Origin of the sequence: Collinsella sp. OM04-5 (assembly GCF_003439125.1) — a bacterium.
GTDB lineage: Bacteria > Actinomycetota > Coriobacteriia > Coriobacteriales > Coriobacteriaceae > Collinsella.
Map to the genome: position 1 here is coordinate 13,677 of NZ_QSUU01000006.1, position 26,431 is coordinate 40,107.

Consider the following 26,431-nt stretch of genomic DNA (forward strand, 5'->3'; position numbering starts at 1 on the left):
AAGGATAACATAGCCACCCCCTTCATCAGGGCTGTTATATGTTCCTTTTTTTGTGTCATTAGAGCGTTTTCAACAAATCCGCAGGAAACGCGCCCGCCATCAGCTACCGTTCACCGAATTATTTGATATTTCCCCTTGCCTTTATACGTCCTTCACTCTAGCTGTTATGCCAGCTTTAGCAGGGTAAAGTGCCTCTGAGTAGGCTTTAGGACATGTCTAACGATCTGCCCCCAACTTTGCTGGTACCGACGGTGTACGGAGAGTTTTCTAGGCATGTCCCAAAATCTACCGCATAAGGTGTGCATACAGGGGTATCATCTTTTACCGAAAATAGTTTCTAGTGTTAGGGGTTTTCGGTGGAAGATACCGATTTCCATGAGCTTGGGCGTCAGCTTTTAACTGAGTTTGGCAGCATGCATCAGCGCATTTCGCGCTTTGCGGACAAAGCTCTCGGCGGCGAGATGGCCGTCATGCGCGCTCTCATGCTCGCCGGCGGTTCGCTCACGCCGAGCGAACTCGCCGATCGCGCCTGGGTCTCGAGTGCCCGCATCGCCAATATCTTACGCACTCTCGAAGCCAAGGGCTGGGTCGAGCGCGAGCACTCAAAGACCGACCGTCGTCGTGTACACGTCACGATGACCGATAAGGGATTCCAGAATCTCGAAATCAAACGTCGGGAATTCGAGGAGCGCACCGCGGCCTTCCTCGAGCAGCTCGGCGAAACAGATACCCAAGAGATGGTGCGCCTTCTAAGGCGTTTCAACGAAATTATCGACCGCAATCAAGAAAGGAGAGATGCCGAGTGAGGATTCTCAAGCTCTTTAAAAAGCATGTCCTGGCACTGTTCACAGCTATCGTACTTATCGTAATCAGCTGCAACGCCGATCTGGCACTGCCTACCTACATGAGCGACATCGTCGACGTGGGCGTACAGCAAGGCGGCATCGCCTCGCCCGTGCCCGACACCATTCGTGCCGAATCACTCGATGACCTTGAGCTCTTTATGAGCACCAAGGACGCCAAAGCTGTGGAGGCCGTGTTTAGCAAGGCTGACAAAAACGGCATTCGAACGTACAAGGGCACCGAGGAAGAGCGTGCCGATGGCGGCAAGATTGCCGACATTATGAGCCTGCCCGAGACCGTCGTCCTTTCTCTCAACCAGGGCATCGACGCCAGCTCCATGGGCGACATGACCGGCGCATCCACCGAGGCAAGCAATGGCGGCGGCGCCCAGGCCATGCCCACCCCCGAGCAGATGGCGACAATGACGCCCGAGCAGCTCGCCGAGATGCAGCAGAAGGCCACAGCGGCGCAAAACATGCAAAAACAGATTGATGCCGACGGCGGCAAGATCACCATGAAGAGTCTGCGTCTGGGCATCGAGGGCGGTCTGGTAGACCAAAGCAAGCTCGTCGAGGGCGCCAACCAAATGGCGGATAAAATGGGCTCCATGTCGGGCTCCATCGTCACTCAGCGCGCCGTGAGCTATGTGCAGGATGAGTACAAGGCGCAGGGCATCGACCCCGCCGACGTGCAGAACGCCTACCTGGGCCGCATGGCGACCACGATGTTTGGTCTGTGCCTGATCTCACTGGTCGCCACCATCCTAACCGGCGCCGTGGCCTCGCGCACCGCCTGTTCCATCGCACGCGACCTGCGCCGCGAGACCTTCAACAAGGTCATGCACTTCTCGCCGGCCGAGGTGGGCAAGTTTAGCCAGGCCTCGCTCATCACTCGCTGCACCAACGACATTCAGCAGATTCAGATGGCCGCAACCCTGTTTATCCGCATGTGCCTCATGGCGCCCGTCATGGGCATCGTCGCCGTCATGCGCGTCCTGGCCAACCACACCGGCCTGGAGTGGACCATCGCCGTGGCCATCATCGCGGTCTCGGCCGTCGTCGGCGTGCTTATGGGCCTCACCATGCCCAAGTTCAAAAAGATGCAGAGCTTTGTGGACCGCGTGAACCTTACCGCCCGCGAGCTGCTCGACGGCCTTATGCCCATCCGCTCGTTTAACCGCGAGGAGCATGAGCTCGAGCGCTTTGACCAGGCGTCCCTCGACCTGATGACCACGCAGCTCTACACCAACCGCGCCATGAGCTTTATGATGCCGCTCATGATGCTCGTCATGAACTGCATCACCGTGCTTATCGTCTGGTTTGGCGCGCAGGGCGTGTCCGACGGCGTGATGCAGGTCGGCAACATGATGGCGTTCATCTCCTACACTATGCAGATCGTCATGGCGTTTATGATCCTCACCATGGTGTCGGTCATCCTGCCCCGCGCCGAAGTCGCAGCCGAGCGCGTGGAAGAGGTCATCACCTGTCCCACGAGCATCAACGACCCCGTCTCGCCCAAACTGCCCGCGGCCAACGCGCCGCGCGGTGAGCTCGCCTTCCACGACGTGAGCTTCCAGTATCCCGATGCCCGCGCCGATGTCATCAGCGGTGTGAACTTCACCACGCACGCCGGCCAGATGCTCGGCATCATCGGCTCCACGGGTTCGGGCAAGTCCACGCTTGTGCAGCTCATCCCGCGCCTGTACGACGTCACCGGCGGCAGCATTTCGCTCGACGGCATCGACGTGCGCGATATGACCCTTTCCGAGCTTCGCCGCCGCATTGGTTACATCCCGCAGCAGGGTCGCCTGTTCTCGGGCACCGTCGAGAGCAACCTCAAGTTTGCCGGCGACATGGTGGGCGATGACGACATGCACCAGGCCGCACGCATCGCCCAGGCCGAGGACTTTATCGCCGAGCGCGAGGGCGGCTACGACTCCCCCATCAGCCAGGGCGGCTCCAACGTCTCGGGCGGCCAGCGCCAGCGTTTGGCCATCGCCCGCGCCCTGGCCAAAAAGCCTGAGATCGTGGTGTTCGACGACTCGTTTAGCGCCCTCGACTACAAAACCGACGCGCGCCTGCGCGAGGAGCTGGCCAAAAACGTCACTGACGCTGCGCTCGTGGTCGTGGCCCAGCGCATCGCGACCATCATGCACGCCGACCAGATCATCGTGCTCGACGACGGCCACGTGGTGGGCACCGGTACGCACGAGGAGCTGCTGCGCAGCTGCCCGGCGTACCTGGAGATCGCACAGTCGCAGCTTTCCGCCGAGGAGCTGGGGCTTACCCAAGAAGAAATTGCAGCCGTCATGGAAGGAGGCGAGCACTAATGGCCGACGAGACCAAGACTCAGATTCCCAAGCCCACCCGCCGGCGCGGTCCCATGGGCCGCATGGGTGGCATGGGCCGCGGCGAAAAGGCCAAGGACTTTAAGGGCACCATGAGGCAGCTACTCGGCTATATCGGTCAGCACAAGATTGCCGTGTTTGCCGCCGTCGCCTTTGCCGTGTGCTCGGTCATCTTTAACATTGTGGGACCCAAGGTGCTCGGCCAGGTTACGACCAAACTGTTCGAAGGCCTGGTCTCCAAGGTCAACGGTACCGGCGATGTCAACTTTGCCTGGATCGCCAAGACGCTCGGCTTTTTGCTCTGCCTGTATCTGGCAAGCTCTGTCTGCAGCCTCATCCAGGGTTGGCTCATGACCGGCGTCACGCAAAAGATTTGCTACCGCATGCGCAAGGAGATCGCCGCCAAGATTGCCGTCGTGCCGATGAGCTACTTCAACGGCCACAGCAAGGGCGACGTGCTCAGCCGCATCACTAACGATGTCGATACGCTCGGCCAGTCGCTCAACCAGAGCGTGACGCAGCTCATCACGTCGGTGACGCAGATTATCGGCGTGCTCGTCATGATGCTGTCGATCAGCCTGCCGCTCACCGGCGTTACCGTGCTCACGCTGCCGGCAGCCGCGATTATCCTGACCGTGATGATTCCCTTCTCGCAGCCGTACTTCCGCGAGCAACAGCAAGTCCTGGGCGCCGTCAACGGCATTATCGAGGAGGACTTTGCCGGCCAGAACGTTATTCAGGTGTTCGACCGCGCCGAGGCCTCAATCGAGGAGTTCGACCGTCAAAACGACCGTCTCTTTATTAGTGGCTGGCGCTCGCAGTTCCTATCGGGCCTGATGATGCCGCTTATGAGCTTGGTGGGCAACATGGGCTACGTGGGCGTTGTCGTGGTGGGCGCACAGCTCGCGCTGACCGGCAATGCCACGCCCGGCGACATCCAGAGCTTTATCCAGTACGTGCGCAACTTTACGCAACCCGTGCAGCAGCTGGGCAACGTGAGCAACACGATGCAGTCGATGGCCGCTGCCACCGAGCGCGTCTTTGAGTTCCTCGCCGCGCCCGAGGAGGAGCAGAAAGCCGACGCCCAGATTCCCGAGAAGCGCCCCGGCCACGTTGAGTTCGACCACGTCAAGTTTGGCTACACGCCCGACAAGACCATCATCCACGACTTTAGCTGCGAGGCGCAGCCCGGTCAGACCATCGCCATCGTCGGCCCCACCGGCGCTGGCAAGACCACGCTCATTAAGCTGCTGCAGCGCTTCTACGACGTGGACGGCGGCTCGCTGCGTGTCGAGGGCGTCGACGTGCGCGACTGGGATCGCGCGGCGCTGCGCGGCGAGTTTGCCATGGTGCTGCAGGATACCTGGCTGTTTAACGGCACCATCCGCGAGAACATCCGCTACGGACGTCCCGATGCGACTGACGCCGAGGTCGAGGCCGCTGCACGCGCCGCACGCTGCGACCACTTTATCCATACGCTCGCCGGCGGCTACGACTTTATGATCAATGAGGAGGGCACCAACCTCTCACAGGGCCAGCGCCAACTCGTGACCATCGCCCGCGCCATTTTGGCTGACCGTCCGGCGCTGATTTTGGACGAGGCGACTTCCAACGTCGATACCCGTACCGAGGAGCTTATTCAGCGCGCCATGGATGCGCTGATGCAGGGCCGCACGAGCTTTGTCATCGCGCATCGCCTGTCCACGATCCGCAACGCCGACGTGATCTTGGTGATTCGCGACGGCGACATCGTCGAGAAGGGCACGCACGACGAGCTGCTCGCCCAAGGCGGCTTCTACGCCGACCTGTACAATTCGCAGTTCGACGAAGCGGCGTAACAACCGGCGGCAAACAACCGCAATACCCAAAGAATGGGGGCGCAGGACAACCAGCGCCCCCATTTTTCGTTCTGCGGCCCTTGGACCGCATCCCCTGGAGCCGAATTGACGGTCCTTTCCAGCCCCTGTGGGCAAAAAATGGCAAATATGAGTACTGTCACCTTTTTAGTAACAGCCAAAACTGCCCCAAACGACCTCATTGCGGCCTAGATATGCCTTCAAATTGATCAAAATGCCCGGTAGCATGCTTCTGTGTGCCAACGTTAATGAACATATTTACTGTTGTGTCTATTATCTTGTAAGATCGATATGATACTACGCTAGCAACAGTACTCATATTTGCCATTTTTTGTCCATAGGGTATGCCGCAGAAGATCCAACTTGCTCCAGCGTGCCGTACGTTGGCCCTCCCCTTCCGGCGAGCGCCGACATTTCCCCAGATAAAACCGACCAAAATAAACCTGTCCCTTTTCGGCAGGTTTCACTTGCACTTTAGCGTGCGACAGCGGATAATGCCGAGCATTCGAGAATTCGCCAATTGTTGCCGTTAATTGATAAAGGAGGCCCCATATGGCCATGGAATTCAAGCGCAGGCTGCCGATCCCCATGGAGATCCGCGAGGAAATGCCGCTTCCCGCCGAGCTTACCGCCAAAAAGCAGGCATTCGACGCCGAGGTCGCCAAGGTCTTTACCGGCGAGGACGCACGCAAGGCGCTCATCATCGGCCCGTGCTCTGCCGACCGCGAGGACTCGGTGCTTGAGTACATGAACCGACTGGCCAAGGTCGCCGAAGAGGTCAAGGACAAGCTCATCATCATTCCGCGTGTCTACACCAACAAGCCGCGCACCAAGGGCACCGGCTACAAGGGGCTGCTGCACAACCCCGACCCCGAGGCGCCCGATGACCTGCTTGAAGGCGTTAAGGCCATCCGCCACATGCACCTGCGCGTCATCGAGGAGACTGGCTTCTTTACCGCCGACGAGATGCTCTACCCGTCCAACTACCAGTACCTCGTCGACCTGCTGAGCTACGTCGCCGTGGGCGCGCGCTCGGTCGAGAACCAGGAGCATCGTCTGGTGTCGAGCGGCATTTCGGTGCCTGTGGGCATGAAAAACCCCACCGCCGGTTCCACCACCGTTATGCTCAACTCCATCTACGCCGCCCAGGCACATCAGAGCTTTATCTTCCGCAACTGGGAGGTCGAGTGCGACGGCAACCCGCTCGCGCACGCCGTTATGCGTGGCTACATCGGTCTCGACGGTCGTACCTACCCCAATTACCACTACGAGCACCTAGAGCGCCTGGCCGAGCGCTACACCGAGCATGCCGGTTACGCCAACCCGGCGGCGGTCATCGACTGCAACCACGACAACTCGGGCAAGCGCCCGCTGGAGCAGTACCGCATTTGCAAGGAGGTGCTCGACAGCTGCCGCCGCAACGAGTCCATCTCCAAGCTGGTCAAGGGCTTTATGATCGAGTCTTACCTTGAGGACGGCAACCAGCCGGTCGATGGTGGGGTCTTTGGTAAGTCGATCACCGACCCGTGCCTGGGCTGGGAAAAGACCGACTACCTCATCCACGAGATCGCAGAGCGGGTTTAGTTACGCGGGCCGCATTTGGACAATCTGACGTTCAACTTCAAGGGCGCGACCAGAAGGTCAGCGCCCTTTCGTTTCACGTCACCTTGTCTCAAATGCGGCCCGCTCGCTCTGTCCGTCCTCTACCTGCGGCGTTGTCTTGCTCCGGATGCGGCAGTTAGGGACGTTCCTTTTCTGCCGGCAGTCTGGGACATTCCTTGAGGTAGTCGTTGGGGACGCTCTTGTTTGACCAGTCGTTTAAGAACGTCCCCAATGACTATCTCTCCGCCCCCGTGGGATCGGGGGTCGTCTACCGAATGGTTGATGCGGCGGCCCTGCGGCCATGTCACACTCAGAGGTGGCCTGACCCAACCCGGAAGGAGCCTCCATGAGCCTTGACAACGTAGCCCTGCGCGCCACCACACTTGATGACCTGACCGGCATCGCCGCCATCTACAACCAGCTGTGGTGCAACACGCTGCGCAACCGCGGCGACGTCGAAGCTGCCGATTTCTGCGCGCGCTTTAACATCGCCATGCAGCTGCAGCGCTCCCCCATCGCGCTTGTCGCCGAGGCCGAGGGCCGCATTATCGCCGCCTGCTGCATCGGCATCTTCGAAGACGGCAAGCCGCGTACCAACCCCACGTGGGTACCCTGCTACGACGAGATGTTCGCCCAGGCAACCGAGATGGCGAAGACCGCCGACGCCAAGCTCGAGGGCTCGCTCTTTGGCGACAGCCGCGAGAAGGCCACGGCCGACCGCTTTGCCGCCACGGGCAATGAGTATGCCCAGGGCCAACTCAACCTCATCATCATCGTGCCCGAGTGGCAGGGCAAGGGGCTCGGCCGCGCGCTCATCGACCTTGCGCGCGCCGAGCTCGCCCGGGCAGGCTGCACCAAGTTCTTCCTGATGAGCGACTGCAGCTCCGACTGGCAGTTCTACGAGCACCTCAACATGAAGCGCATCTTGGAAGATCACAGCCAAGACACCGGCGACGGCTTTATCGTCTACATGTACGGAGGCGACACGCAGGATTAGCTTGAGTGCCGCCTCACGGGCTTTCTCCAAGACAGCCCAAAGCAATCAGCCACGCCAAAAGGGACATGCCAAAAAGGGACAGGTTTATTTTGGCAGGTTTTATCTGGGTAAACGCCAACCGCCGCGAGGAAGTTGCCTTCCCTCGCGGCAGTCTTCTAGCAGCCAAAACCAAGTGAGTAGACTTTTTGCAGGAGGCCGAGCACACCCCGAATCGCCACAGCGCTGACCTGCGGTTTTATTGAGCACTTGTCGTGATATGCTCGGCAGATCCAAAAAAGCCTACTCACTTGGTTTTGAGGCGCTCCAGATAGGCGAACAACCGCCGCGAAAGGGATCCGATCCTCTTCGCGGCGGTTGTTCGCGCTGGTTTTGAGGCGGTTTTGCCCGCTTGCTACTCGCTGCAGCGGGCAGCGATGACAGTTCGCACCATGCCGGCGCTCATAAGGCAGGCCCCCGACGACTACAGCAGCACACGCAATAATCTGACAGTATCATTTGCCATAATCTTGCAGTAGTGTTTTCCATAATCTAATAGTGGCCCAGTTCAGAGGCGTTATTGGATAGTGACATATAACCGTTTTAGAACGTCCCCAACGACTGCCCGGGAGCGATAACAGGTATTATCTGGTCAAACACCAAAACCACCACAAAGGTGCCTGTCCCCTTTGTGGTGGTTTGGAGCTCTCCTCGGCGGAATGCTAGACTGGCGGCGTATACATTCGCGCCAAAACACGGGTCGCATGCAAGAAAGGAGATGCCATGGCGCCTATCGCACCGCTCAAGATGCTCGTCGCTCCTGCCGCCAAGACCATCGCCCGCCTGAGCGACTCACTCACCTACGAAGATATCCCCTGCGTTGTCGACGAGCGCCCGGACGGCTGTCCGTACCTGGGCCACGTTCCCTACTTTGCGCCTAAGCTCGCTTCTGATCCCGAGCACTGCGAGCAGTAATCCAAGACACAGCAAGCGCCGCGCAGCTCGCGGCGCTACTGTTTTGGTGCAAAGAAACCTGTCCCCCTTGCACCAACGCCGGGATTATCGACACTGCGGCCGCGGCGCGATATGAGGCGCGAAACCTCGCCCAGCAACACGCCGACCACCACACCCATGAGAATGGGCAGCTTTGCCATTTCGGCGGTCGAGCTGTTGAGCGGCGCAATCGTAGCGACAATCGAAAGCACGAGCTCTACCACGGGAATCGCGAGCGCCACCGCGAGTACCTTGCCCTCGAAGGGCGCACGGAACACACGCGGGCGATCGTCATATTTGCGCAGACGCCAAAACGCCGGGAACATCGGGATATAGCTCATGAGCAAGAAGACGACGTTCATCGAGAAGAAAACCCAAAAGACGTCGGAGCCCTCGCCCAGCGGAATCTGAAGCAGTAGTACCAGGCTGGCAAAACATCCGTTAATGATTGCCGAGCCATTGGGCATGCCGGTCTTCTTGGACACCAGCGCAAAGGGACGCGGCATATTGCCATGACGCGCGGCATAGCTCGCCACGTTGTTGACGCCAAAGCTCCAGCAGATCATGTTGGCGAACAGCGTCACCAAAAAGGCCACGCCCACGACCATCGTCAGCGGATGGCTGCGCCCCAACATGGCGGCGACCGCGTCCACAATGCCCGAATCGAGTGAAAGCTGCTCGGTGGGAACCGCGGCTCCAATGCCGATGCCGCAGATAATGTAGATTGCCGCAATGGCAACGCCACCAGCGATAACCGCCTTGGGGATATCGCGCGATGGGTTTTTCATCGTGCTGGCAAAGGTCGCGACCACTTCGAAGCCCATAAAGTTGAACAGGATGATCGATAGGTACGTCAACGAATTGGTGTCGCCCAAATCTGGAATGAAGGTCTTAAACGACATATCGTTTGCAAAGCCGTTATTGCAGGCAAACCAGATGCCGACGATTCCCACTACGGCGGTAATGAGCACCTTGATGACGGCACCGCCGTCCATGACCCAATCGGCCTCGGACACCGGGTGCATCGCCATGACCGTGACGCCCCACACAAAGGTAAGTTCGATGGCAATTCGAACCCCGAGCGAAAACTCGATGCCCCATACCGCATTGATGACACTGGGGAACATACAGGCAATACTTGCCACCCACAGTGGAAAGTTGACCCAGTAGCACCAGGAGCAACGGGCGCCCCAACGGTCGCCCAAGCCCAGGCGAACCCAATCGTACAGGCCGCCCTCGGAATCGAACGCCGTACCGAGCTCGGCCACCACCAGGCCATAGGGAAGCAAAAACGTAATGATGAGGAAGATCCACCAGAAGAACTGCACGTTACCCATGGCAGATGCCGGAGCAGCCGCCTCGATGGTAAAGACAACGCAGATGACCGAGAGGATGACCTCGAACAGGGAGAACTTTTTACCTGCCATGGCACGCTCCCCCTACAGCAAAAAGGATGGCATCTGTACCGAAGGCGCAGCCCAAGGTAGGGTTGCAGGCCGCGTCACCGGTGCAGGTGCCATCCCAAAGAGAAGAGAGGATGCAATTGTTGGACCAACGCTCGCGGAACAGGCGCGTGTAGACAACGATACGCTGGTACATAGATACTCCGATCAAAACGGTCGCGCTCGCAACCGGAAACTATCAGCAATTGAATACGCGTCTGACCTGGGAAATTCAAGCGAACAATTGGCCTAACCCGCAATAAATCCCAGATCAGACGCGTATTCAATCAAAGAAAAAGGGCACTCCGATGTGGAGGCAACGGAGTGCCCAAAGAAAACCCAACCGACCAAGACATCGGGCAAGCCGACCATCAATGCCCCAAGATGGTTCGATTCGCCGATTGTCCGATTGATCGGCTGGGTTTTCGAGGTGCCCCAGGTCGCCGCGAAAGAGGAGCGAAGCGTACTTTGGTACGCGAGCGACGGTTTGAGCGGCGAGATGGGGTGCCTCGGAAAGTCAGACGATTAAGCGGACGGCTCCTGCTGCGTGATGCAGTGGATGTTTCCGCCGCCGAAGACGACCTGCTCGGACTGAACGCCGACGCACTTGTAGACGCCCTCGCCCCAGACCTCGTCATAGATCTTCTGGAGCGTGTCAACGGCCAGCTGGTCGTTCTCGTCGCCGTACTGCGGGACGATAACGCCGTGGTTGGTGACAAGGTAGTTCATGTAGGAGGCGATCAGCGGCTCGTCGGGGACGCGCGGCTCGGCGTTCTCGTCGGCGTCGATGGTGTCGCAGGAAGCCTGGTCCATGAACAGCGGGTTCACGGGCATGCAGAGCTTGTAGACCTTCAGCTTGCGGCCCTTGGCGTCAACGGCGTTGGAAAGGGTCTCGTAGGCAGCGTGGCACTGCTCGTAGAACGGGTACTCGGGGTCGTCGGTCCAGATGCAGGCCATGACGCCCGGGGCAATGAACGTGGCGACGTCGTCGATGTGGCCGTTGGTCTCCTCGGGGTCGATGCCCTCCTTGACCCAGATGACCTTCTCGACACCCAGGTAATCCTTGAGGTGCTCGTTCATGTACTCGCGAAGCTCCTCGCTCCAGGGCTCGAACTTCTTGTGGTACTTGGGCCAGATGGACTCGGGATCCTCTTCCTCCTCGAGCACCGCAGAGCAGGTGCGGCCGGGGGACAGGAGGCACTGGTCGGTAACGACAAGGGTGCCCTCGCCGTCGACGGTGATGGAGCCGCCCTCGAGGATCATGTCGTCGGGACGATAGCGACGGCAGCCGGAGAGCTCAGCCATCTTAAGGGCGATCTGCTCGTCCTTGTCCCACGGGAAATAGAGGCCGTCGACGAGGCCGCCGTAGGCGTTGAAGTGCCAGTGGTTGGCGCGCTTCTCGCCCTTGCCGTTGATGACGTAGGTGGCGGCGGTGTCGCGGAACCAGGCGTCGTCGGTGGTCATCTCGATGACGGTGACGTTCTCGTCGTTCTCGAAGACGGCCTTGCAGTTGGCATAGTCGACCTGGTTGGCGCACATATAGACCGGGGTGAACTCGGAGATGGCGCGGGCGATGGCGGCATACTGCTTCTGAGCAGGCTTGGCGCCGTGGGCCCAGGTGTCGGTGCGGTGGGGCCAGCCCATCCACACGCGATCCTGCGGGGCGAACTCGGCGGGCATGAAGAAGCCGTCGGCCTTGGGGGTGGACTCGGACTCGGTGATCGTACGCATAAGATTTCCTCCAAATCGAACGATCGTTTGCCGCGGGCGGGTTACCCGCAGCCTAAAACCAAGAGATGGTAGGCGCCCGTTCCCCGGCAAAGGTCGGGGCGCCCGGCGCCGGTTTTCACGGAGTCGCACCGGCAAGCGACGACGTAACCCGGTGCGCGGAGACAGAACGCACGAAGGATACGGAAGAGAGATTGGGGTGGGCGGTGGTTACCGGAGCAATAGCTCACACCCACCCCAGGGAATGGTTAGCAAACCTGTCGCTTGGGCACGCCTCCAAAGAGGCCGGAGTGCCCAGAGTCGGGAACGACAAGCCCGACGAAGCGCACGTTGGTACGCGAGGAGGGTCGGAGTCCCAGAACCGGGTGCTCTAGTTCTCCTCGGCCTCGGCGGCCTCCTCAGCGAGACGCTGAGCTGCCAGCTCGGGAGTGAGGCCCTTGTACTCGGTCTCGCGGCCCTTGGCGCTGACGACGCGGACAACCTCGCCGATGAGCAGAAGCACGATGAAGATAACGATCATCGGGAGCTTGTCGCCAATCTCGGCGGCGGAGAGCGGCACCAGCGTTGCAACGATGGCCAGGATCAGCTCGATGCAAGGGATGGCCAGCATGACCTTCATCATGGCACCCTTAAACGGGAACGTGAAGATGCGCTCGCGGTCGGGGTCGTTCTTGCGAAGGTTGAGGAACGCCGGGAACATCGGGATGTAGGTCAGCAGCAGGAAGACGACGGAGGTGCCGAAGAGCATCCAGAAGACGCCGTTGGAGATGGCGTCGATGGGAACGAGCTGCAGGCACAGCACCAGGGAGGCAACGACGGCGTTGACCAGGTTGGCGCCGTTGGGCATGTCATCATCCGAAATCATCGAGGCGAAGACCTTGGGCATGTTGCCGTGCTCGGCAGCGTAGCGGGCGACGGAGTTGACGCCGAAGGACCAGGCGGCCATGTTGGCGAACAGGGTGATCAGGAAGGCGATGCAGATGACCTTGAAGATCATGGAGTCGCCCACCATGGTCTGGACTGCGACAATCATGCCATAGTCGGGGTCGATGGAATCGGCCGGCACAGCAGCGCCGATGCCAAAGCCAGCGAACAGGTAGATCACGGCGATGGACAGGCCACCGACGATGATAGCCTTGGGGATATCGCGAGCGGGATCGGCCATGTCGTCGGTCATAGTGCAGATGACCTCGAAGCCCATGAAGTTAAAGATGATGATCGACAGGTAGCCGAGAGCGTTGGTGTTGGTGAGCTCGGGCAGGAAGGTGGCAGCGGACATGTCGTTCGCAAAACCGTTCTCCATGGCATACCAAATGCCCAAAGCGCCAACGATAACGGCGACGGCGACCTTGATGATGGCGCCACCGTTAAGGACCCACTCGGAGTCGGCCGCCTTGGAGCGGCCCATGAGGTAGACGATCCACACAAAGGCAAGATCGATACCCATCTTGGCGATCAAGTTGAACTCGACGCCAAAGACCATGCCCAAAATGTCGGGGAACATGGTAGCCAGCGAGGCGATCCACAGCGGGTAGTTGACCCAGTAGTAGTACGAGATGCGGGCGCCCCATTTGTCGCCCAGGCCATCGCGTACCCAGTCGTAAATGCCGCCCTCGCCGTCATAGGTGGTACCGAGCTCGGCGACAACCATGCCGTAGGGAAGCAGGAAGGTCAGGATCAGGAAGATCCACCAGAAGAACTGCTGGTTGCCAATGGCAGCAGCAGGAGCGGCGGCCTCGCAAACGAAGACGACGCAGATGATGGTCGAAATGACCGTCAAGAAGGAAAGCTTTTTCTTTCCGTCGCTCATGATGAGCTCCTTCGCTCAGTCTTGGACAGATCCGAGGCCCTAAGGTATTAAGGCAATTGCTTGGGCCTCGGTGAGCGGGCGACAGGAGACGAGCATCCGCCGCCCGCAAACGTGCTTTTAGAAGCCTTGAGGCTTAGAGCTGCTCGAGAGCTTCGAGAGCGGCGTGGAGCTCAGCCTTGGCGGAGTACTCGACACCCTCGTCGTTGAGCGGGGTGCGCTTGCCCAGGGCGGCAAGGAGAGCACGGATGGAGTGCTTGCGGTTCTCGGCCTCGACCCAGCACAGTGAGCGCTCGGGATCGTCCATGACCTCGTCGACGACCTCCTCGTTGCGGGTGGCCGGCAGGCAGTGCATGAACTTGGAGTTGGGGCCGGCGAAGTTCATCATGTCCATGGTGACCTGATACTTGGGATAGAACACGTCCATGTAGTTCTCGCCCGAGACCTCCTCGTCGTACAGGCCATACCACACGTCGGTGTAGATGAAGTCGGCGCCCTTGATGCACTCGATGTCGTCGGAGATGACGACAGAGCCGCCGGAGACCTTGCAGTTCTCCTCGGCGATGGCCATCATCTGCTTGCCGAACTCGGCGCGCTCCTCGACGGTGCCAACGTGCAGGCCGCCGTCGGGGATCTGGTGGCCCTTAGGTCCAAACTGGACAAACTTCATGCCGACCTTGGAAGCGATGAACATGAGGGAGACGCAGACCTGGGTGGCGTCGCCGATGAAGGCCAGGGTGCAGTCCTCGATCTTCTTGCCCTCGGGGAGGTTCTCGAGCATGGTCATGAGGTCGCCCATCTCCTGCGTGGGATGGTTGAACTCGGACATGCCGTTGATGACGGGCACAGCGGAGCCCTCGGCGAGGCCGACGACGTCCTTGTGACGGTCAACGCGAGCCATCATGATGTCGAGCAGCGAGCCCATAACGCGAGCGGTATCGCCCAGGGACTCGTGACCGCCGAGCTGGATGGTGCCAGGGCCATAGAACTGAGCATGGCCGCCGAGGTCGGTCATAGCGGTCTCGAAGGAAAGACGAGTGCGGGTGGAGACCTGCTGGAAGATCATGCCAAGGCTCTTGTTGCGGAGCAGGTGCGGATAATAACCGTCAACCTTGATGGCCTTCTTCATTGCCAGGCCAAGATCCTCGATAGCCAGGATCTGCTCTTTGGTGAAGTCGTTGGTGTCGATGAAATCCTTAGGCAGTGCCATGTCGATTTCCTTTCCGCCGGTCTTGCCGACTATTACTATGAGGCGCTCGAACATCACGCCTCGTGTTGACAAGACCATCATTCACCCGTATGCAATTTTTACCTAGTTTATTCGGGATTAAAGACCGTTCACGGAGTTACACCCCCTCTAAACCAATATAAACCCGCAGGTCAAGAGTTTACAGGGGGTTTACCATCTAGAACCGCGAACGGTATACGGCTATGCTGTATCTCGGCGCCTAATCCACAATGAAACGAAGGGTTGAGACGTCTATATCCCACAAGGTATACAGAACTCGGCCATAGAATAAATGAGATGGGACGGTGACAGATGAACACCCTGATGTTCTTCTATACCCTAGCGATACTCGTGATCTGTATTGTGACGGCGGTGCTCTCGCTTGCCGCCTATGCCTCATCTCGTCGACGCTTCTTTATCTATGGCAGCGGCGTATTTATCTGCTATGCCATCGAGATGACCGAGATTTTCTTTTTTGAATACACGCTGCAAAACCAGAGTTTTCCAGCCAGCGACTATTACTCAATTACCATGCCTGTGTTGCGGACCTTTGTGGCGACCGCTTCGCAGGCTTTTATTTGGCTCATTGCCATGGATTTGCTCGACAAGCATTCAAAAAAGCAGTTTGTCATTCCCGTCGCAACGTTCTTGCTGAGCGAGCTGCTGATTATCGTCGCTGCCCCCTACGGCCCCATTCATCAATGGCTCTACTACACGATGCGTCAGGTATTCCTTGTTTTCGTGGGGCTATATATCTTTTGGACGGCACGCAAGAGCACACAAGTCGAGCTGAAGGCACGCGTTAACAACCAACGAAAGCACCTGATTATCGGCGCTATTCTGGTCGGTTGCATCGTTGCCGAGGATTTCTACAACATTCTGATTGTCCCCATGAGTCTGGCGCCCTCTTGGCTGCAACTATATCTGTCCGAGCGCAACTTTAGCGAAAACGTCTTTGCCTGCTACTTTGCGATTCTGCTGATCATCTACTCCTACCACGTGCTTTCAATCCGCATGCAGGAGGCGCCCGAGGAAAAGAACGTCAGCGATCTTGATCGACACATCGAAGAGCAGATGCCCTTCTATCGCAACGCCTACAAGCTCTCCAACCGTGAGACCGAAGTTATGCGTCTGGTCGTACTGGGCAAATCGAACCAAGAGATCGCTGACGAGCTATTCCTTGCCGTGGGCACCGTCAAGACCCACATCCACAACATCCTGGTCAAAACCGAACAGCAAAACCGCACGACGCTCATCCTCCACTTTTGGAAGCGATAACCTACCAAAAAGGGACAGGTTTATTTTGGCAGGTTTTATCTGGGCAAACGTGAAGGCCGTCGCGAGGGAACTGCTTTCCCTCGCGACGGCCTTCTAACAGCGAAAACCAAGTGAGTAGGCTTTTTGCAGAAGGCCGAGCACGCCCCAAATCGACACAGCCCTGACCTGCGGTTTTATTGGGCACTTGTCGCGGTGTGCTCGGCAAATCCAAGAAAGTCTACTCACTTGCATCTGAGGCGCACCAGAAAGGCAAAAAACCGCCGCGAAAGGGGTCCGAACCCCGTTCGCGGCGGCTGTTCGCAGTGGCTTTGCGATGGTTTTACCCGTCTGCTACTCGCTGTAGCGGGTGGCGATGGCAGCTTGTACCATGCCGGCGCTCATGAGGTACGTTACCAGGAAGTAGCCACCATAGGCCGCCAGGAAAATCGCGCAGGTGAGGCCCACGGTGCCGGCGATGCTCATATCGCCGAATACGCTCACCAGCTCGATGATCACCTTGAGCGCCACAAAGGAGTGCGCCAAGCCCACTGCCAGCGGGAACAGGAAGAATACCGCTTGCTGCGCCATCACCGAATGACGAATCTGGCGGTCGTCACAGCCGATCTGTGCCAGCACACGATAGCTGCGGCTGCCGTCGGCCACATTGGAGAGCTGCTGGATCGATAGGATTGCCGCGCACGCAACGACCAGTACAAAGCCAATGTAGATGGCCAGATAGCTAATCATGCCGTTCATCTGCGCTGCTTGCGTGTACATCTCGGAACGCGTGATGAAGACTCCCCACGACCCCGGCTCCTTGCCGTCAACGAGCAGATTGTCGAGCAAGGTGTATTTAATGCTCTCGTCTGCCTCGGTCGTATCCATCCCCTGTTTGTAGTTAACGAGCAGATTACTGGAATACGGCTGCAGGTTAAGCTGGGACAGCAGTTCATCGGCTACGACCACGGTACCGGGATTGCTGCCCATCGCCGAGTTGGCGATGGCCGCCGTGTCCTCGTCCGACTTATCGGTTGCGGGCTTGAGCTCATGCCCGCCCAAGGTGAGGGCATGGCCGCCGGCCATGTATTTGGTGTACAGGTCGCCCAGCTCACCGCCCATATCACACGTAAGCAAGTACTGGTCCCGGCCAATGCTCACCGGCTCCTCGCCCATCATCTGGCGCAATTTGTTGTACTGGCTCGCCGGCGTCACAAACAGACCCATCGCATCGGCGTTGCTTCCCTCGAGCGCCTTGGGAAGCTTTTCGCCCATGGCCTTGCACATCTCACCCGCCACCACCGAGGGGCCCGAGCCGCCAAGCGGGTAACTCAGATACGAATCGATCTGCACATGTTCACCGGCAACATCGGCGATATTGACCTTCTTGCCGGTCTCGTCGTTGTTGTCCGCCGACTTGCCCTTAATACCGTCTGCAACGTTATCGGGATCTTTACGATCGCCATGCCATGCAGCGTACAAATCGACCGTTGCATCGGCCAGCACCATGCGATCGGCCTCAGACGGATTGACATACTCCTTGTAGTAGTCGAGCGTTTCGGGCGTGTAATAGACATACGTCTGAGACACGTCAACAGGGTTATAGCGCTCCAGGTTTTCGTTCATCACGTTGGCAATCGACATACCGCAGGTCACCGAGGTAATGGCCAAAAACAGAATCATCGCGATGACGCCCATCGAAAAGCACACCGTGTTGACCTTGGCCGCAAGCTGGCGCACGGTAAACATGTTGAGGCCGCGCCAGTACACGCCGCGCAGGCTCTGCAGCAGCTTGATGAGCATGCCCGAGAGTCCCCAGAACAGCGCAAAGGTACCCACTGTAACCATAGCGGTCGTAATGCCAAACTGGCTCATGGCCTCTTGCAGCTTGCTGTCCGTCGCAGTCAGCGGGAACCCATCACGTAGCAGACGGTAATAGGCCACGCCCACAAGCGCCACGCCCACGGCAAAGATGGCAATCGCGATCCAGGGGTTGCGCGTCTTGATGCTCTCGTTGCGACGCTCGGCACCCATGAGCTCAATGAGCCTGGTGCGACGCACGGCGCGAAGGTTCAGCAGTAGCGTGAGCACAAACATCACGAGCATGCAGGCAAGGGTCAGATTGAACGCATGCACCGAGAAGAAGAAGTGAAAATCGGCGATCTGCGTCTTAAAGAGCGAAGCGGTAAAGAATGTCATGAGCTGGGAGAGCCCCACGCCCAGCACAATGCCGGCGACAAACGCGCCGACCGAAACAAATACGGTCTCGAGCGCCATGATCGTGGCGACGCGCCCGCGGCGCATGCCGAGCACCTGGTACAGGCCGAACTCCTTTTTGCGGCGTTTCATAATGAAGTTGTTGGCATACACCATCAAAAAGGCCATGACGCCGGCCAAAAAGTACGTCAGGTAGCCGAGCATGCTGCCCATGAGCTCGGACAGTCCCTCCTCCTTGATGCCGGCAATGTCGACCTGCATCGAGACGGTATTGAAGGCATAGAAGACCGTGACGCCCAGGGTGAGCGTCAGCAAGTAGACAAGGTAATCGCGGCCGGCGCGGCGGACGTTGCCCCAAGCGAGTTTACAGAGCATCGGAGCCCTCACCGCCCATCATGGCAACGACCTCCATAATGCGGTCGAAGAACTCTCGGCGGTCGGTGTCGCCGCGGCGCAGCTCAGTGAAAATCTTGCCGTCGCGGATAAACAGCACACGGCTCGTGTAGCTGGCGGCAAAGCTGTCGTGCGTGACCATGAGCACGGTGGCGCGCAGACGGCGATTGAGCGCCTCCAGGCTCTCGAGCAGCAAGCGGGCGCTCTTGGAATCGAGGGCGCCGGTGGGCTCGTCGGCCATAATCATAGTGGGGTCGGTGACGAGCGCGCGAGCCGCGGCAACGCGCTGTTGCTGACCGCCGGACATCTGGTAGGGATACTTGTCGAGCACCTGACTGATAGACAGACGCGCGGCTACATCCTGCACGCGGGTCGAAATTTCGGCCGAGTTTGTGCGGGCGATGGTGAGCGGCAGGGCAATGTTCTCGCGTGCCGTGAGCGTATCGAGCAGGTTGGAGTCCTGGAAGATAAAGCCGAGCTCCTCGCGGCGGAACTGCGAAAGCTTGGCCTGTTTCATGCGCGTTACGTCCTGGCCGTTGATGCGGATGGTGCCGCTCGTGGCGGCATCGATGGTCGACACGCAGTTGAGCAGCGTCGACTTGCCCGAGCCCGAGGCACCCATGATACCGACGAATTCGCCGCGGTTGACGGTAAAGCTGACGTCGTTGAGCGCGCGGGTCACGTTGCCCAGCGCTCCATATACCTTTTCGAGATGCGCGACCTCCAGTACCGGGGTCGCTGCTTGCATGGTTTGCATACCGAGTCCTTTCTTGCAATTAGTCTACGGCATCTATAGTCGCAAGATGCCGAGTCGGCTACCATCGATATGGCTTACGCTTGCCTTACCGTTGCGTAAGGTAAGCGTAGTCTGCCACGTGTTGATGTTGAGAGAGGACTCCTGTTGAAGACTGTTCATGTTGCCGCCGGGATCATTCGCAAGGAAGGATCCGACGAGCTACTGGCTGTGCAGCGCGGCTATGGCGACATGCAGGGACTTTGGGAGTTCCCCGGTGGCAAGCTCATGCGCGGTGAGACGCCAGAAGACGCCGTGCGCCGCGAGCTCATGGAAGAGCTGCAGGTGAAGGTCACCAACCTGCGTGACTTCTACACCGTTGAGTATGACTATCCCGATTTCCATCTCTCCATGGAGTGCTACTACTGCTCGCTCGCCGATGAATCCGATGAGCCCCAGAAGCACGACCGCCAGCTCGATATCCGCTGGATTCCGCGCACCTCGCTTGCCACGGTGGAGTGGATGCCCGCCGACAAGGGGCTCATCGATGCTCTGATTGAGTTAAAGGAAGATCGGCTTGAGGCAAGCTCCGCCGATGACGCCGCGCCCAACGCAACCGACAAACCCGCCACCAAACCCAAGCGCGCACCTAAACGCCGCAGCAAAAAGCGTCCCAAGCCCGGTCTGCTCGACGGCATCGATACCTCGGACCTCTCCGCTGACGAGCGCGAACTGGTCCGCCGTCGCGCCGCCATCAAAAAGTCCATGAAGGGCAACAAGCGCGCCAACACCAAGCCCGAGCTGCTCGTACGTCAGCGCCTACGGGCCGCGGGCCTTACGGGCTATCGTTTGGAATGGAAGGTACCCGGCAAGCCCGACATCGCCTTCCCCGGCCGCAAGATCGCCATCTTCGTCAACGGTTGCTTTTGGCACCGCTGCCCCAAGTGCAACCCAAGCCAGCCCAAGCGCAACGTTGAGTTTTGGGAGGCAAAGTTCCGTCGCAACGTCGAGCGCGACCGTGCTGCTGTGGCAGCGCTCACTCAAATGGGCTGGACGCCCATAACCATCTGGGAATGCGAACTCAAAAAAGACCGCATCGACGCCACGATGGAAAAGGTCATCGAGCAGGTGCGCGCCACAGAGCCGCAGCGCTAACAGCGAGCATTCACACGCTCCGCACGTCCGCGCCACATCCACGTCACAAACCTTAGAAAGCCCTTAAGCTCAAAACCTTTCAAGAGTGTTACTCGATACCTCTGACCTGCAGTTTCATCGTAACACCAAACCAGGTTAAGCCTTTCTTTAGCGCTTCTTTGCGGCAGCCGCGGCATAATACTGCCAGCGCACGGGACCTAGCAGCAAACCCCGAGCGCAACCTTTTGGTGGACATCGAGGAGGCCGCATAAGCATGCATTCTTCCAATGACGCAACACAGCAGCCATCCCTAACACATGCAGACCTTTTCTCCTTCCCCCCGACACAGAGAAACGGTCTCCTCGACTCCCCCACCACAAAAACCAAGCGCTCAGCCGATCAGAGCCTCAACTTACGAGCTTCCTTCGAAAAGCTCCAAGCATCCCTAGACAAGGCGTTCCCCGAACAGGCAAGAGCAATCTAAGCCCATCGCGCTTTATACTGATGCCATGCGAAACATGGATCACATAGAATTGCACCGCGGAGGACGCGAGGAAGCGTTTCCCGAGACCGCCGAAGACTGGCCCTATATTGCCGAACGCGCAGAATTCGCTCGCTATCCGGGCAATTCCGTCCCCTGGCACTGGCATTCCGAAGTTGAGCTTTTCTACATGGAGCAGGGAGCGATTGACTATCGAACGCACGCGGCTCATGAGCACGTACGCTTTGAGGAAGGGTCCGCCGGCTTTATCAACGGCGGCGTTTTGCACAGTACGCTGCAATCACCCAATTCGGCGCCAGCCATTCAAATGCTGCATATCTTTCAGCCGTCGATGCTCGGCGATCCCGCGGGACGTCTCCAAAAGCGCTACATCAACCCATTGCTTCAATGTCGAGGCGTCGATGTGCTCAAATGGTCGCCCACCAATCCCGACGATATGCCCTTTATCGATTTGCTGAAGAGCTCCTTTAGCCACGACCTTCAACAGCCGCAGAACGAGATGGCGCTTCGAAATAGTTTGTCAGAGCTCTGGATTCAGATTAACGCCAAGACCGAACCGCTCTTTTCTTCCGACGGCGCCTCTTGGATGACCAGCCGCGACGTACAGTTCAAGGCAATCCTGGACTTTATCCGCGCAAACTATGCAGCCGCTATAGATGTGCCCCAGATGGCATCTGCAGCCGGCGTAAGCGAAAGAGAGTGTTACCGCATTATCGAAACTTGTGCAGGAACGACCCCGGCGGCATATCTACGCGCATACCGCATAAACCGTGCTTGCGAACTTTTGGCACACACCACGCGAACGGTACAGACAGTCGCGCGCCAATGCGGATTTATAACAGCAAGCCATCTTGGCCAGGTATTTAAAGAACAAATGGGGTGCACTCCTTCGAGCTATCGAGCAGCGAGGCAGAATCTCGATAGCACCAGGCAGAAATCCCGCTAGCCCTTCTTCTGTCACTGCATCAAACTTGCAGGCAAACAACAGAGAGGAGCAATCATATGAAGCACTTTGACCATATCGTATTTGACGTTGATGGGACATTGGCAGATACAGAAGAAAGCGTTCTGTCATCGCTTGTCCAGATTGTCCAAGAAGAGACCAGCAAAACGCTTCCCCGACACGAGCTTGACTTTGCCCTCGGCATACCCGGCAAGGATGCCCTTGAGAAACTTGGGATCTACTCGCAGGCAACGTTGGATCGCTGGTGCCAAGTTGCCGCCAGCTTTAAAAGCACCATCAGCGTGTTTCCAGGTTTGCTTGAAGTCATCGCAACACTCGCCGATAGCGGCTGCAAACTTGGCATCGTCTCCTCACGTGCGCGCGACGAATACGCAAAAGAAATTGCACCCCTTGGTTTCGATAAGTATTTTGAGCACATCATCCTTGTCGAAGACACAACCGAACATAAACCCGCACCCGCACCCATGCTCGAATATCTCCGACGTGCGGGCGCGAATCCTGGCAACGTCGTCTACGTTGGCGACACCGTCTACGACGAACAATGCGCAACTTCAGCAGGGGTCAGTTTTGCCCGAGCAGCATGGGGATCACACCAAGATATCCCAAACGCCACCTACAACCTCAAAACCCCCAACGACCTACTAACCCTAACAACCAAATAACCCACGCGTCCCACCCTTTCAGCCCCAACACCACAAGGGCGATTGAGCAGGACGGTTTGGGCGGGTCCCCGTACTTAGTTTCCAAAATCATTCCGCAGCGCGAAGGCTTCTTATTATTTTCAGACCTAACGCCACAAGGGCGACGACCTCGAGTAGGTCAACCTGGGAGGGACGAGGGCTTAGTTCTCCAATCTTTCCGCAGGGGGCAAAAAGCAACGTCTTATTTTTCCGACACTAACGCCACAAGGGCGATTGAGCAGAACGGTTTGGCGGGTCCCGTACTTAGTTTCCAAAATCATTCCGCAGCGCGAAGGCCCCCGTTGTCAACGCTTCGAAGAAGCGAGACAACGGGGGCCTTCATGCGCGAGGACGTTTTGGAAACTAAGTACGGGACCCGCCCAAACCGTCCGGTGGGATCAGAGTACCCTTGCTGTTACTCTGCTTTGCCCACAGAGTTGAGGTTGGTCATGCGGATCTTAACCAGCTCGGTGATCTCGCGCATGCCCTCCTTGGCCGGCTTCTTGGGATCGAAGCAGGCGGGGTTCTCGGCCATGTAGGCCATGAAGCCCTTGGTGTAGGCCTGACGCAGCTCGGTGGCGTAGTTGACCTTGCAGATGCCGTTCTTCACGGCCTCGGCAACCTGCTCATCGGGCACACCGGAGGTACCGTGCAGAACCAGCGGCACGTCGACGGCGTCGCGGATGGCCTTGACCACGGACTGCTCGATGTGCGGATCGCTCGTGTACACGCCGTGGCTGGTGCCAACGCCAATGGCCAGCGAGGTGCAGCCGGTGCGCTCGACGAACTCCTTGGCCTCGGCCGGATCGGTGTAGGGGCTCTCGCCCTCAACCGCGGGACCGTCGTCCTCCTTGCCGCCGACCTTGCCGAGCTCAGCCTCGACGGGCACGCCCATGGCGCGGCCAGCGTCGGCAACGGACTTGGTCAGGGCGATGTTGTCCTCGAAGGACTCATGCGAACCGTCGATCATGACAGAGGTGTAGCCAGTGCGGAAAGCCTGCATGCAGCGGTCATAGCCATCGCCGTGATCGAGGTGCAGGGCGACGGGCACGGAAGCGCGCTCGGCGGCAGCCTTGACCATGCCGTAGAAGTAGTCCAGGCCAGCGGTCTTAATGGTGCCCGGGGTGGTCTGCATGATGACGGGGGACTTGGTCTCCTCGGCAGCGGCTAGAACGGCCATAACAAACTCGAGGTTCTCGACGTTGAAAGCGCCAACAGCGTAGTGGCCGGCCTGAGCGTCCTTGAGCATCTTTTCGGTGGTAACAAGTGCCATGAGCGTTTGCTCCTCTCCCTCGCCCGCATCTGGACATCGGGCGTACGTGTCCGCAAGGCGTTTTACCTTGCGTTTTGCTGCCCCCATTGTATGAAAATCGTTCGTGTTACATGCATGAGATATCGCCGGCACGCAGGTCAAGACGCTCGTTTTTGAAAAGCAAACGGAAGGGATTCGGACCAAATTCCTCTATCCGACACTGAAGTTTTCACACGAATTGTCTTTCTTTTATAGAAAAGATAAGTAATCGAAAGGTGTTTTCTTACTTAAAAAGAAAATGAACGAAAATAGACTCAACACAATTCCTGCAAATTTAGGTTGAGGATGGAGCAGCTATGGCCCACGCAACAACCCGGGCTTTCGCCGATGAGCGCCGCGCCGCCATCATGGAAATGCTCGAGCATAACGCCTCCGTTCAGGTGGCAGACATCGCCCAAACCTTTGGCGTGTCCTCCGTCACCGCCCGCGCCGACCTGGACGCGCTCGCCGAATCCGGCAAGCTGCGTCGCACGCATGGCGGCGCCGTGTCGCTCCACAAACGCCTAACTGTCTCCACGCAAGATCGCCGCATCAACGTAAATGTCGCCGCCAAGCAGGCCATCGCACAAAGTGCCATCGAACTCGTCGGCAGCGGTGACACCCTGCTCGTCGACTCGGGCACCACGGCGCTCGAGTTCGTCCGGCTCCTCGATCAGCGCGATGGTATCACCGTCATCACGGCCGACATTACCATTGCCGATTACATCGACGAGAGCATGCCCTCAGTCGATGTCGTCATGCCGGGCGGGGCGCTGCGCAAAGGCCATCGTTATCTGTACGGACCGCTCACTATGCAGGCGCTCCAAATGGTCCACGCCGATCTTGCCGTCATGTGCCCTGGAGCTTTTGTTCCCGGCTGCGGCTTTACGACCGACTTTCCGCAGATGGCCGAGACCAAAGCGGCTATGGTCGGCGCCGCCCGTCAAACTGTCGCCCTCATGGACGCCAGTAAGGTCAACGGACGTGGCATGTACCGCTTTGCCGAGCTCGCCGACGTCGACGCCATCGTGATGGACCGTGACCCCGATCATGCCGTCGCCGCCTCAATCGCCGAAATCGTCGACGACGCCCGCCCAAATCTCGTCATCGCCGGCGCTTAAACAAAAACCACCACAAAGGTGCCTGTCCCCTTTGTGGTGGTTTGCTCGTTAAAAGCGAAATATCGCTACTTGGAAAGCTCGTCGGCGAGGGCCTCGATCTGAGCGCGCGAGGCGTCGTTGAGCGAACCCAGCACGGTCACCTTGTTCTGCGCCAGAGTGATGTCCTTCATGCCCTCGAGTTCCTTGGTCATAACCTTGGCAGCGGTGGGCGCCCAAGAGCCGGCCTCGACGAGTGCCACCGTACGGTTCTGATAGGCGTGCCCGGCAAGCGTGTGGATAAAGGTGCTCATGAACGGGAAGATCTCGCCCTGATAGGTAATGGAGGCGAGCACCAGACGGTCATAGCGGAACGCGTCCTCAACGGCCTCGGCCATATCGTCGCGAGCCAAGTCAAAGACGGAGACCTTCTGGCCGCGGGCCTCGAGCGCAGATGCGAGCTCCTCAACGGCAGCCTTCAGATGGCCATACACACTCGCATAGGCGATCGTGATGCCCTCGTCCTCGGGCTGGTAGCTCGACCAGGTGTTGTAAGTGTCGAGGTAGTAGCCCAGGTTCTCGGTCAGCACAGGACCATGGAGCGGGCAGATGATCTGGATATCCAGATCGGCGGCCTTCTTGAGCACGGCCTGCACGAACTTGCCGAACTTACCGACGATGCCAAAGTAGTAGCGGCGCGCTTCGCAAGCCCAACCCTCGGGGTCCTCGATGTCGTTGGCGCCAAACTTTCCAAAGCCGTCGGCGCTAAAGAGCACCTTATCGGTGGACTCGTAGGAGAAGAGTACCTCGGGCCAGTGAACGTTGGGGGCGCCGACAAACGTCAGGCTGTGGCCGCCCAGGTCGAGCACGTCGCCATCTTTGACGACCATCTTACGCTCGGGGTAGTCGGTGCCAAAGTAGTTGACCATCATGCGGAAAGCACCCACGCTGGCCACAATCTGTGCCTGGGGATAGCGCTCCATAAAGGCGGCGATACCGGCGGAGTGATCGGGCTCCATGTGATGAACAACCAGGTAGTCGGGCGTACGGCCATCGAGCGCGGCCTCGAGGTTGCCGAGCCACTCGTCGACAAAGCCACCGTCGACCGAATCGGCGACAGCGATCTTGTCGCCCAAGATAACGTAGCTGTTATATGCCATACCGTTCTCGGACACGTCGTACTGGCCCTCGAACAGGTCAATGTCGTGATCGTCGACGCCAATGTAGCGGATATCCTTGGTGATCTCCATCAGGCAAAGCCTCCTAGATAGACAAAAGAGCCCGTCTATCATAGCACTCGGCTACATCCCAACAGCTATCTACCGACATCCTTACCGATTGTTATTG

Annotated in this window: 20 protein-coding genes; 11 read left to right on the plus strand and 9 right to left on the minus strand. The window is 58.5% G+C overall.

What is annotated here, in order from left to right; all coding sequences use genetic code 11:
* Positions 1–356: 356 nt before the first annotated feature.
* The 6 genes from DXB53_RS04655 (at position 357) to DXB53_RS04680 (ending at position 8,596) form a co-directional block, all read left to right on the plus strand.
* Positions 357–806: a MarR family winged helix-turn-helix transcriptional regulator gene (locus tag DXB53_RS04655; RefSeq protein WP_117583523.1), complete on the plus strand. Its 450-nt coding sequence runs from the start codon at positions 357–359 to the stop codon at positions 804–806.
* Entirely contained in the window at positions 803–3,172 is a 2,370-nt protein-coding gene (locus DXB53_RS04660; protein ID WP_117583524.1) for an ABC transporter ATP-binding protein, read from the plus strand. Before DXB53_RS04655 ends, DXB53_RS04660 begins: the two co-directional genes overlap by 4 nt.
* Positions 3,172–5,028, plus strand: a complete 1,857-nt coding sequence (locus DXB53_RS04665) for an ABC transporter ATP-binding protein (protein ID WP_117583525.1) — start codon at positions 3,172–3,174, stop codon at positions 5,026–5,028. The genes DXB53_RS04660 and DXB53_RS04665 overlap by 1 nt, the downstream gene beginning before the upstream one ends.
* A gap of 570 nt (positions 5,029–5,598) precedes the next feature.
* Positions 5,599–6,630: a 3-deoxy-7-phosphoheptulonate synthase gene (locus DXB53_RS04670; RefSeq protein ID WP_117583526.1), complete on the plus strand. Its 1,032-nt coding sequence runs from the start codon at positions 5,599–5,601 to the stop codon at positions 6,628–6,630.
* Between the two features lie 364 nt (positions 6,631–6,994).
* On the plus strand, positions 6,995–7,645 hold the full coding sequence (locus DXB53_RS04675; protein ID WP_117583527.1) for a GNAT family N-acetyltransferase: 651 nt from the start codon (positions 6,995–6,997) through the stop codon (positions 7,643–7,645).
* A gap of 759 nt (positions 7,646–8,404) precedes the next feature.
* Positions 8,405–8,596 (plus strand): hypothetical protein, encoded by a 192-nt coding sequence (locus DXB53_RS04680; RefSeq protein ID WP_117583528.1) that lies wholly within the window; start codon positions 8,405–8,407, stop codon positions 8,594–8,596.
* A gap of 35 nt (positions 8,597–8,631) precedes the next feature.
* Here the strand turns inward: DXB53_RS04680 and DXB53_RS04685 are convergent, their stop codons facing one another.
* The 5 genes from DXB53_RS04685 to ptcA form a co-directional block, all read right to left on the minus strand.
* Positions 8,632–10,041: an APC family permease gene (locus DXB53_RS04685; protein WP_117583529.1), complete on the minus strand. Its 1,410-nt coding sequence runs from the start codon at positions 10,039–10,041 to the stop codon at positions 8,632–8,634.
* Positions 10,031–10,213: a hypothetical protein gene (locus DXB53_RS09885; protein WP_147330897.1), complete on the minus strand. Its 183-nt coding sequence runs from the start codon at positions 10,211–10,213 to the stop codon at positions 10,031–10,033. Before DXB53_RS09885 ends, DXB53_RS04685 begins: the two co-directional genes overlap by 11 nt.
* A 368-nt stretch (positions 10,214–10,581) precedes the next feature.
* Positions 10,582–11,787, minus strand: coding sequence for an agmatine deiminase family protein (locus DXB53_RS04695; RefSeq protein ID WP_117583530.1), 1,206 nt, complete (start codon positions 11,785–11,787; stop codon positions 10,582–10,584).
* Between the two features lie 367 nt (positions 11,788–12,154).
* Positions 12,155–13,594 carry an APC family permease gene (locus DXB53_RS04700; protein WP_117583531.1) on the minus strand — a complete coding sequence of 480 codons (1,440 nt, stop codon included), beginning with the start codon at positions 13,592–13,594 and terminating at the stop codon, positions 12,155–12,157.
* A gap of 133 nt (positions 13,595–13,727) precedes the next feature.
* Positions 13,728–14,801, minus strand: coding sequence for a putrescine carbamoyltransferase (ptcA, locus tag DXB53_RS04705; RefSeq protein ID WP_117583532.1), 1,074 nt, complete (start codon positions 14,799–14,801; stop codon positions 13,728–13,730).
* A gap of 330 nt (positions 14,802–15,131) precedes the next feature.
* On the opposite strand from ptcA, the gene DXB53_RS04710 reads away from it, so the two are divergent.
* On the plus strand, positions 15,132–16,097 hold the full coding sequence (locus DXB53_RS04710; protein ID WP_117583533.1) for a response regulator transcription factor: 966 nt from the start codon (positions 15,132–15,134) through the stop codon (positions 16,095–16,097).
* Between the two features lie 330 nt (positions 16,098–16,427).
* Here DXB53_RS04710 and DXB53_RS04715 read toward each other — a convergent pair whose 3' ends face one another.
* Positions 16,428–18,665 carry an ABC transporter permease gene (locus tag DXB53_RS04715; RefSeq protein WP_117583534.1) on the minus strand — a complete coding sequence of 746 codons (2,238 nt, stop codon included), beginning with the start codon at positions 18,663–18,665 and terminating at the stop codon, positions 16,428–16,430.
* Positions 18,655–19,440: an ABC transporter ATP-binding protein gene (locus tag DXB53_RS04720; RefSeq protein ID WP_117583535.1), complete on the minus strand. Its 786-nt coding sequence runs from the start codon at positions 19,438–19,440 to the stop codon at positions 18,655–18,657. Before DXB53_RS04720 ends, DXB53_RS04715 begins: the two co-directional genes overlap by 11 nt.
* A gap of 144 nt (positions 19,441–19,584) precedes the next feature.
* On the opposite strand from DXB53_RS04720, the gene vsr reads away from it, so the two are divergent.
* The 3 genes from vsr to DXB53_RS04740 all read left to right on the plus strand — a co-directional run bounded on the left by vsr (position 19,585) and on the right by DXB53_RS04740 (position 22,678).
* A complete protein-coding gene (vsr, locus tag DXB53_RS10110; RefSeq protein ID WP_233503812.1) occupies positions 19,585–20,571 on the plus strand; it encodes a DNA mismatch endonuclease Vsr in 987 nt (328 codons plus the stop codon).
* 497 nt (positions 20,572–21,068) lie between these two features.
* A complete protein-coding gene (locus DXB53_RS04735; RefSeq protein ID WP_158556493.1) occupies positions 21,069–21,998 on the plus strand; it encodes an AraC family transcriptional regulator in 930 nt (309 codons plus the stop codon).
* A 56-nt stretch (positions 21,999–22,054) separates the two neighbouring features.
* Entirely contained in the window at positions 22,055–22,678 is a 624-nt protein-coding gene (locus tag DXB53_RS04740) for an HAD family hydrolase (protein ID WP_089572377.1), read from the plus strand.
* Between the two features lie 433 nt (positions 22,679–23,111).
* Here the strand turns inward: DXB53_RS04740 and DXB53_RS04745 are convergent, their stop codons facing one another.
* Entirely contained in the window at positions 23,112–23,969 is an 858-nt protein-coding gene (locus DXB53_RS04745) for a class II fructose-bisphosphate aldolase (protein ID WP_022095149.1), read from the minus strand.
* A gap of 335 nt (positions 23,970–24,304) precedes the next feature.
* Here DXB53_RS04745 and DXB53_RS04750 point away from each other — a divergent pair, with 335 nt between their 5' ends.
* Positions 24,305–25,108, plus strand: a complete 804-nt coding sequence (locus DXB53_RS04750; RefSeq protein ID WP_117583537.1) for a DeoR/GlpR family DNA-binding transcription regulator — start codon at positions 24,305–24,307, stop codon at positions 25,106–25,108.
* A 65-nt stretch (positions 25,109–25,173) separates the two neighbouring features.
* On the opposite strand, the gene DXB53_RS04755 is transcribed toward DXB53_RS04750, so the two are convergent.
* Positions 25,174–26,334 carry an FprA family A-type flavoprotein gene (locus tag DXB53_RS04755; protein WP_233503116.1) on the minus strand — a complete coding sequence of 387 codons (1,161 nt, stop codon included), beginning with the start codon at positions 26,332–26,334 and terminating at the stop codon, positions 25,174–25,176.
* Positions 26,335–26,431: the final 97 nt, after the last annotated feature.